At 46.9% G+C, this 10,087-nt stretch carries 5 protein-coding genes; 4 read left to right on the forward strand and 1 reads right to left on the reverse strand.

The features are described from left to right. From rplJ to rpoC, 4 genes are all read left to right on the forward strand, one after another. Positions 1–306: 50S ribosomal protein L10 (gene rplJ / locus AND4_RS17715; protein ID WP_009844364.1), on the forward strand; the 306-nt coding region annotated here is incomplete at its 5' end. Between the two features lie 57 nt (positions 307–363). After that, positions 364–732, forward strand: coding sequence for a 50S ribosomal protein L7/L12 (rplL, locus tag AND4_RS17720; RefSeq protein ID WP_009844365.1), 369 nt, complete (start codon positions 364–366; stop codon positions 730–732). Between the two features lie 250 nt (positions 733–982). Continuing rightward, positions 983–5,011: a DNA-directed RNA polymerase subunit beta gene (gene rpoB / locus AND4_RS17725; RefSeq protein ID WP_009844366.1), complete on the forward strand. Its 4,029-nt coding sequence runs from the start codon at positions 983–985 to the stop codon at positions 5,009–5,011. Positions 5,012–5,117: 106 nt separating this feature from the next. Further along, positions 5,118–9,326: a DNA-directed RNA polymerase subunit beta' gene (gene rpoC / locus AND4_RS17730; RefSeq protein WP_009844367.1), complete on the forward strand. Its 4,209-nt coding sequence runs from the start codon at positions 5,118–5,120 to the stop codon at positions 9,324–9,326. Positions 9,327–9,797: 471 nt separating this feature from the next. Here the strand turns inward: rpoC and AND4_RS17740 are convergent. Next, positions 9,798–10,087 (reverse strand): Rsd/AlgQ family anti-sigma factor (locus tag AND4_RS17740; RefSeq protein ID WP_009844369.1); only part of this gene is annotated, 290 nt, incomplete at its 5' end.

The raw sequence follows: 10,087 nt of genomic DNA on the forward strand, positions 1-10,087 counted from the left end.
GTAGAAGGTACTGAGTACGAGTGTCTAACTGACACTTTCACTGGTCCTACTCTAATCGCATTCTCTAATGAGCACCCTGGTGCTGCAGCGCGTCTTTTCAAAGACTTCGCTAAAGAGAACAAAGATTTCGAGATCAAAGCTGCTGCATTTGAAGGCGCTTTAACTGACGCTGAAGTACTAGCAACACTACCAACTTACGACGAAGCGATTGCACGCCTAATGATGTGCATGAAAGAAGCTTCTGCTGGCAAGCTGGTACGTACTATCGCTGCTATCCGCGATCAAAAAGAAGAAGTAGCGGCTTAAGCCTTGCTTTTTACTGGTTGCAAAATAAACTTATTGTTGACTTAAAAGAGAATTGTTATGTCTATTACTAACGAGCAAATCCTAGACGCAGTTGCAGAAATGTCTGTAATGCAAGTTGTTGAACTTATTGAAGCTATGGAAGAAAAATTCGGTGTAACTGCTGCTGCTGCAGTAGTTGCAGGTGGCGCAGCAGGTGGCGAAGCTGCAGCTGAGCAAACTGAATTTAACGTAGTTCTTACTGCTGTTGGCGGCAACAAAGTTGCTGTTATCAAAGCAGTACGTGGCGCGACTGGCCTAGGTCTTAAAGAAGCGAAAGCTCTTGTAGACGGCGCTCCAGCACCTCTAAAAGAAGGCGTTGAGAAAGCTGAAGCTGAAGCTCTTAAAGCTCAGCTAGAAGAAGCAGGCGCTTCTGTTGAAGTTAAGTAATTATTGCTTAATTTCATAGCCTAACGGCTAATGGCTGGTGGTTTTTTAACCACCGGCCTTTTTGCGCTGTAGGGCATGAGCGAATTTTCCCGCTGTTTAAGCGTCTCATGTCTGAGCAAAAAACATTTCATTCCTACGAAATGAAGTGTCACTACAGTAAACAGCTATTTAGTCACTGTCCCTTACCCCCCTTAAGTAACTAGGTGCGGGCGGACGGTTTGGGTCACTTATCAGCGAGCTGAGGAACCCCATGGTTTACTCTTATACCGAGAAAAAGCGCATCCGTAAGGACTTTGGTACTCGTCCACAAGTTTTGGACATTCCATACCTGCTATCGATCCAGCTCGATTCGTTCGACAAATTTATCGAACAGGATCCTGAAGGTCAATATGGCCTTGAAGCTGCTTTCCGTTCTGTATTTCCAATTCAGAGCTATAACGGCAATTCTGAGCTGCAATACGTTAGCTACCGTCTTGGTGAGCCAGTTTTTGACGTTAAAGAATGTCAAATCCGCGGTGTAACTTACTCAAAGCCACTACGTGTAAAACTACGCCTAGTCGTCTTTGATAAAGACGCACCAGCAGGTACTGTAAAAGACATTAAAGAACAAGAAGTCTACATGGGCGAAATTCCGCTTATGACAGACAATGGTACCTTCGTAATCAATGGTACCGAGAGGGTTATCGTATCCCAGCTGCACCGAAGCCCAGGCGTATTCTTCGACAGCGATAAGGGTAAGACTCACTCTTCAGGTAAAGTTCTATATAACGCGCGCGTTATTCCTTACCGTGGCTCTTGGTTGGACTTTGAGTTCGATCCTAAGGACAACTTATACGTTCGTATTGACCGTCGTCGTAAACTACCAGCTTCGATCATCCTTCGAGCACTTGGTAAGACGTCAGAAGAAATCCTAGATATCTTCTTTGAGAAAGTGAACTTCGAAGTGAAAGACCAAACTCTACTAATGGAGTTGGTTCCTGATCGTCTTCGTGGTGAAACTGCGTCATTCGACATCGAAGCAAACGGTAAAACTTACGTTGAGCAAGGTCGTCGCGTAACTGCTCGTCATATTCGCCAACTTGAAAAAGACAGTGTTGATCACATCGAAGTACCTGTTGAGTACATCGTTGGTAAAGTTGCATCAAAAGATTATGTCAATGAAGCAACTGGTGAGATCATTGTTAACGCTAACCAGGAAATTAGTCTGGAAGCGCTTGCGAACCTATCTCAGGCTGGCCATAAATCACTAGAAACGTTGTTCACAAACGATCTAGACCACGGCCCATTCATGTCAGAAACACTGCGTGTCGACAGCACGGTTGATCGCATTTCTGCATTGGTAGAGATCTACCGCATGATGCGCCCTGGTGAGCCACCAACAAAAGAAGCGGCAGAAGCACTATTCGAAAGCCTATTCTTCGCTGAAGAGCGTTACGATCTATCGACTGTTGGTCGTATGAAGTTTAACAGCTCTATCGGCCGTGAAGATGCGCAAGAGCAAGGCACGCTGGATGAGCTTGATATCATCGAAGTGATGAAGAAGCTTATCTCGATCCGTAACGGTAAAGGCGAAGTGGACGATATCGACCACCTTGGCAACCGTCGTATCCGCTCTGTCGGTGAAATGGCTGAGAACCAATTCCGTGTCGGTCTAGTACGTGTTGAGCGTGCTGTTAAAGAGCGTCTAAGCCTAGGCGATCTTGATGCAATCATGCCTCAAGACCTGATCAATGCGAAACCTATCTCTGCTGCTGTTAAAGAATTCTTTGGCTCTTCACAGCTTTCACAGTTCATGGACCAAAACAACCCACTATCAGAAGTCACGCACAAACGTCGTATCTCTGCATTGGGTCCTGGTGGTCTTACTCGTGAACGTGCTGGTTTCGAAGTGCGTGACGTACACGTAACTCACTACGGTCGTCTATGTCCTATCGAAACGCCAGAAGGTCCAAACATCGGTCTGATCAACTCTTTGTCTGCGTTTGCGCGTTGTAACGAATATGGTTTCCTAGAGACGCCATACCGTCGCGTGGTTGATGGTGTCGTTACAGACGAAGTTGATTACTTATCTGCAATCGAAGAAGGTCAATTCGTTATCGCACAGGCTAACGCTGCGTTAACGGAAGAAGGCGGTTTTGCCGATGAGCTGATCACAGCTCGTCAAAAAGGTGAATCCGGTCTACACCCTCGTGAGCACGCTCAATACATGGACGTTGCGACAAACCAGGTTGTATCTATCGCTGCCTCGCTTATCCCGTTCCTAGAACACGATGATGCGAACCGTGCATTGATGGGGGCGAACATGCAACGTCAGGCCGTTCCAACACTTAAGGCTGACAAGCCTCTAGTTGGTACTGGTATTGAACGTAACGTAGCGGTTGACTCAGGTGTAACTGCTGTTGCTAAACGTGGTGGTGTCATCCAGTCAGTAGATGCTTCTCGTATCGTGGTTAAAGTGAACGAAGAAGAGCTAGTACCAGGCGAAGCGGGTATCGACATCTACAACCTGACTAAATACACGCGCTCTAACCAGAACACATGTATTAACCAGCGCCCATGTGTGATGCCAGGTGAACCTGTATCACGTGGTGACGTTCTTGCTGATGGTCCTTCAACAGACCTAGGTGAGCTAGCGCTTGGTCAAAACATGCGTATCGCGTTCATGCCTTGGAATGGTTATAACTTCGAAGACTCGATCTTAGTATCTGAGCGCGTTGTTCAAGAAGACCGTTTCACGACAATCCACATCCAAGAACTGACTTGTGTGGCACGTGATACTAAGCTTGGTTCTGAAGAGATCACAGCGGATATTCCAAACGTAGGTGAATCTGCTCTGTCTAAACTAGACGAGTCAGGTATCGTTTACATCGGTGCAGAAGTTAAGGGTGGTGACATCCTAGTTGGTAAAGTAACACCTAAAGGTGAAACTCAGCTAACGCCTGAAGAGAAGCTACTACGCGCAATCTTCGGTGAAAAAGCATCTGACGTTAAAGATACTTCACTACGTGTACCTAACTCTGTATCAGGTACGATTATCGACGTTCAAGTCTTCACTCGCGATGGCGTAGAGAAAGACAAGCGTGCGCTTGAAATCGAACAAATGCAGCTTAAAGAAGCGAAGAAAGACCTAACTGAAGAATTCCAGATTCTTGAGGGTGGCCTTCTTAACCGTGTCAAAGCTGTACTGATCGATGGCGGTTACTCTGAAGCGAAACTAGACACAACTGATCGTAAGAAGTGGCTAGAACTTACGCTAGAAGATGACGCTCTACAAACTCAGCTAGAGCAACTAGCAGAGCAGTGGGACGAGCTAAAAGCTGACTTCGATAAGAAATTCGAAACTAAGCGTCGCAAGATCACTCAAGGTGATGATCTAGCACCTGGTGTACTGAAAATCGTTAAGGTCTACCTAGCGGTTAAACGTCGCATCCAGCCTGGTGATAAGATGGCGGGTCGTCACGGTAACAAGGGTGTTATCTCTAAGATCAACCCTGTTGAAGACATGCCATACGATGAAAAAGGTCAGCCTGTAGACATCGTACTTAACCCACTGGGTGTACCTTCGCGTATGAACATCGGTCAGATCCTAGAAGTTCACTTAGGTCTGGCAGCGAAAGGTATCGGCGACAAGATCAACCAGATGGTTAAAGAGCAGCAAGAACTAGCGAAATTCCGCGAGTTCCTACAAAAAGTTTACGACCTTGGCGAAACTCGTCAGCAAGTAGACATTGCTTCTCTATCAGATGACGAAGTTCGTACTCTGATCAAGAACCTACGTGGTGGTCTACCAATCGCGACTCCAGTATTTGACGGTGCACCAGAAGCGTCGATTAAAGCGCTACTGAAACTAGCAGACCTGCCAGAATCTGGTCAGCTAAAACTGTTTGACGGTCGCACTGGTGATGAGTTTGAGCGTCCTGTAACTGTGGGTTACATGTACATGCTGAAACTGAACCACCTTGTTGATGACAAGATGCACGCTCGTTCAACTGGTTCGTACAGCTTAGTAACTCAGCAGCCACTTGGTGGTAAAGCTCAGTTCGGTGGTCAGCGTTTCGGTGAGATGGAAGTATGGGCACTAGAAGCATACGGTGCTGCTTACACTCTACAAGAAATGCTAACGGTTAAGTCGGATGACGTTAACGGCCGTACTAAGATGTACAAAAACATCGTAGACGGTAACCACAGCATGGAACCTGGTATGCCAGAATCGTTCAACGTATTGTTGAAAGAGATTCGCTCACTAGGTATCAACATCGAGCTAGAAGACGAAGAGTAATCTCTTTCTCCCTCGACCAAGGTTGAGGGAGAGACAAAGCGATTATTTAGTAGAAGGTGCTCACTTTAGCGAGTGAGCTCCTTTTAACTCCTTACAGGAGCTGATTGTGAAAGACTTATTAAACTTTCTAAAAGCACAGCATAAGACCGAAGAATTTGATGCAATCAAAATCGGTCTATCTTCACCAGACATGATCCGTTCATGGTCTTTCGGTGAAGTTAAAAAACCTGAGACGATCAACTATCGTACGTTCAAACCTGAACGCGATGGTCTGTTCTGTGCGCGTATCTTTGGTCCAGTTAAAGACTATGAATGTCTTTGTGGTAAGTACAAGCGCCTGAAGCACCGTGGTGTTATCTGTGAGAAGTGTGGTGTAGAAGTTACACAAACTAAAGTTCGTCGTGACCGTATGGGCCACATCGAACTAGCTTCACCAGTAGCGCACATCTGGTTCCTAAAATCGCTACCGTCTCGTATCGGTCTGCTAATGGATATCCCACTACGTGATATCGAACGTGTTCTTTACTTCGAAATGTACGTAGTAACAGAGCCAGGCATGACTGATCTAGAAAAATCTCAGATGCTGACTGAAGAAGAGTATCTGGATCGTCTAGAAGAGTGGGGTGATGAGTTCACTGCTAAGATGGGTGCAGAAGCTATTAAGGACCTACTGGGTTCTATGGATATGCACGCTGAAGCTGAACAAATGCGCGAAGAGCTAGAAACAACTAACTCTGAAACTAAGCGTAAGAAAGTCACTAAGCGCCTGAAACTGGTTGAAGCATTTATCCAATCTGGTAACAACCCAGAGTGGATGATCTTGACTGTACTTCCAGTTCTTCCGCCAGATCTACGTCCTCTAGTACCACTAGATGGCGGTCGTTTTGCGACTTCAGATCTGAACGACCTATACCGTCGTGTGATCAACCGTAACAACCGTTTGAAGCGTCTTCTAGAGCTAGCGGCTCCGGACATCATCGTACGTAACGAAAAACGTATGCTGCAAGAGTCTGTTGATGCGCTACTAGATAACGGTCGTCGTGGTCGTGCGATCACAGGTTCTAACAAGCGTCCTCTGAAATCTCTTGCTGATATGATCAAGGGTAAACAAGGTCGTTTCCGTCAGAACCTTCTAGGTAAACGTGTAGACTACTCTGGCCGTTCTGTAATCACAGTAGGTCCTTACCTTCGTCTACACCAGTGTGGTCTTCCTAAGAAGATGGCACTTGAGCTATTTAAACCATTTATCTACAGCAAGCTAGAGACTCGTGGTCTTGCGACTACGATCAAAGCGGCTAAGAAGATGGTAGAGCGTGAAGAAGCGGTAGTTTGGGATATCCTGGACGAAGTCATCCGTGAACACCCAGTACTATTGAACCGTGCACCGACACTTCACCGTCTAGGTATCCAGGCGTTCGAACCAGTACTGATTGAAGGTAAAGCGATCCAGCTACACCCACTCGTGTGTGCGGCATACAACGCGGACTTCGATGGTGACCAAATGGCGGTTCACGTGCCTCTAACTCTAGAAGCACAGCTTGAAGCTCTCACTCTGATGATGATGTCGACAAACAACATTCTGTCGCCAGCGTCAGGTGTGTCCGATCATCGTACCTTCTCAGACGTTGTATTGGGGTCTCTGTACTACATGACTCGTGACAAGATCAACGTGAAAGGTGAAGGCATGTACCTTTCTGGCCCAGCAGAGGCTGAGAAAGCATACCGCACTAAGACCGCTGAGCTACATGCACGTGTTAAAGTACGTATTACAGAAACAGTTGTAGACGAAGATGGTAACAGCACTACTGAGACTAAGATGGTTGATACCACTATCGGTCGTGCAATGCTATGGCAAATCGTACCATCGGGCCTACCGTACAGCATCGTTAACCAAAAGCTAGGTAAGAAGCAAATTTCTAACCTACTTAACGAGGCATACCGTAAGCTAGGTCTTAAAGACACGGTAATCTTCGCCGACCAAATCATGTACACAGGTTTCGCATACGCGGCACTATCTGGCGTATCTGTTGGTATCGACGATATGGTTGTACCGGCAGCTAAGTACACTGAAATCGCAGAAGCGGAAGAAGAAGTACGTGAAATCCAGGAACAGTACCAATCTGGTCTTGTTACTGCGGGCGAGCGTTACAACAAAGTTATCGATATCTGGGCATCGACCAACGATCGCGTAGCAAAAGCGATGATGGCGAACCTTTCATCTGAAACAGTAGTAAACCGTGACGGTGAAGAAGAGCAACAAGAATCGTTTAACAGCATCTACATGATGGCTGACTCGGGCGCTCGTGGTTCCGCTGCTCAGATTCGTCAGCTAGCGGGTATGCGTGGTCTGATGGCGCGTCCAGATGGTTCAATCATCGAAACGCCGATCACAGCGAACTTTAAAGAAGGTCTAAACGTCCTTCAGTACTTTATCTCAACGCACGGTGCTCGTAAGGGTCTTGCGGATACGGCACTGAAAACAGCGAACTCGGGTTACCTAACTCGTCGTCTAGTAGACGTAGCTCAAGACGTTGTTGTAACTGAACATGACTGTGGCACTCATGAGGGTGTTGACATGATGCCTCACATCGAGGGTGGTGATGTTAAAGTTGCACTAACTGAGCTAGCGCTAGGTCGTGTTGTTGCTGAAGACGTTCTTAAACCAGGAACAGAAGATGTTCTGATCCCACGTAACACTCTAATTGATGAGAAGTGGTGTCAGATCATGGAAGAGAACTCAGTTGACAGCATGCGCGTACGCTCTGTCGTTACCTGTGACTCTGACTTCGGTTGTTGTGCACAGTGTTACGGTCGTGACCTAGCACGTGGTCACCTAGTGAACCAAGGTGAAGCAGTTGGTGTTATCGCTGCTCAGTCTATCGGTGAGCCGGGTACACAGCTGACGATGCGTACGTTCCACATCGGTGGTGCAGCATCTACTGCAGCAGCAGAGAACAGCATCCAAGCGAAAACAACGGGTACCGTTAAGCTACACAACGCGAAATTCGTAATCAACAAAGATAAAAAGCTAGTGATCACGTCTCGTGCATCTGAGCTAACTATCATTGATGAGTTCGGTCGTACTAAAGAGAAGCACAAACTTCCTTACGGTTCGATGCTGAGCAAAGCGGATAACGATGCGGTAACCGCTGGTGAAGTCGTTGCCAACTGGGAAGCGCACACCATGCCAATCATTACTGAAGTGGCAGGTCGCATCCAGTTCGTAGATATGATCGATGGCGTAACCGTTTCTCGTCAAACAGATGACCTAACAGGCCTATCTTCAAGTGAAGTCACTGACCCAGCAGCTCGTCCAGCAGCAGGTAAAGATATGCGTCCAGCTATCAAACTTGTTGATGAGCAGGGTAAAGATGTAATGATCCCTGGTACTGAAATGCCAGCTCACTACTTCCTACCGGGTAAAGCGATTGTTAACATTGAAGACGGCGCAGAAGTTGGTGTGGGTGATACACTTTCACGTATCCCTCAGAAATCTGGCGGTAACAAAGATATTACCGGTGGTCTACCACGCGTAGCTGATCTATTCGAAGCTCGTAAGCCGAAAGAGCCTGCGATTCTTGCTGAGCACACAGGTACTGTGAGCTTCGGTAAAGAGACGAAGGGTAAACGTCGTTTAGTTATCACTCGTGACGGCGGCGACGCTTACGAAGAGATGATTCCTAAGCATCGTCAGCTTAACGTGTTTGAAGGTGAGCGTGTTGAACGTGGTGACGTAATCGCAGACGGTCCAGAAACGCCACATGACATTCTACGTCTACGTGGCGTACACGCTGTAACTCAGTACATCGCAAATGAAGTACAAGAAGTTTACCGTCTACAAGGCGTTAAGATTAACGATAAGCACATCGAGACTATCGTTCGTCAAATGCTACGTAAGTGTACGATTACTCATGCTGGTGACTCTGAGTTCCTACCTGGTGAGCAAGTTGAATACTCACAAGTTAAGATCTCTAACCGTACCCTAGAAGCAGAAGGCAAAGAGCCTGCACGTTTCGAGCGTGAGCTACTAGGTATCACTAAGGCATCTCTAGCGACTGAGTCATTCATTTCTGCAGCATCGTTCCAGGAGACAACTCGCGTACTAACAGAAGCTGCGGTTTCTGGTAAGCGTGATGATCTACGTGGTCTGAAAGAGAACGTAATTGTTGGTCGTTTGATCCCAGCTGGTACTGGTTTCGCATACCACCAAGAGCGCCAAGCTAAACGTGTTGAAGAGCAAGAAGGTCCATCTGCTGAGCAAGCAACAGATAACCTAGCAGCACTTCTAAACGCTGGCTTCTCTTCTGACGATTAATCGTTAAGAGCTTTATATATAAAAGGCACCTTCGGGTGCCTTTTTTGTTTTTTGGAGGTCAAATAGAACGCTTACGCTCCGAGAGTCGAGAGCGCTTCGCTTTAGGAGTCGAGGGGTGTTTGTTGGAGGGGATTACAAGCAGCTTGCTCTCGAAAGGTGTTGACAGGACTTTTTCCTAGAAAAGCAAAATAAAGTTGAATCCCGAATCCCGAATCCCGAATCCCGAATCCCGAATCCCGAATCCCGAATCCCGAATCCCGAATCCCGAATCCCGAATCCCGAATCCCGAATCCCGAATCCCGAATCCCGAATCCCAAAAAACAAAAAGGGTTGACGAATACACGCCAACCCTCAAGAATTTTCTCGCTTCTCGCTTCTCGCTTCTCGCTTCTCGCTTCTCGCTTCTCGCTTCTCGCTTCTCGCTTCTCGCTTCTCGCTTCTCGCTTCTCGCTTCTCGCTTCTCGCTTCTCGCTATGCACCTGGCGGCATTGCTAAACTATCGGCGATCAACTTAATTAAGTGATCTTCAACCGCGAAGCGGGTCTCTATTATTTCCCCAATTACAGACATGTCTTGGTCAAAGTCGGTTAGTTCATCTTCAATGGCAACACCAGAGTATTTATCGGCAAAGTTCAACAGAGGATCGGTAGTAAGAACGATTTTGGCGTAAGTCTGGTTGATTTCATCGGTGGCTACAAATCCGGTAGATTTCCACTTATCCATGACCATATCGTAGATTTTAAAGTGGCCTTCGGAGATAT

The sequence above is a fragment of the Vibrio sp. AND4 genome (assembly GCF_000171815.1).
Classification (GTDB): Bacteria; Pseudomonadota; Gammaproteobacteria; order Enterobacterales; family Vibrionaceae; genus Vibrio.

What these genes read in the sequence shown, in the direction of transcription:
- rplL (WP_009844365.1), top strand. Translation starts at nt 364, where the DNA reads ATGTCTATTACTAACGAGCAAATCCTAGACGCAGTTGCAGAAATGTCT.
- rpoB (WP_009844366.1), top strand. Translation starts at nt 983, where the DNA reads ATGGTTTACTCTTATACCGAGAAAAAGCGCATCCGTAAGGACTTTGGT.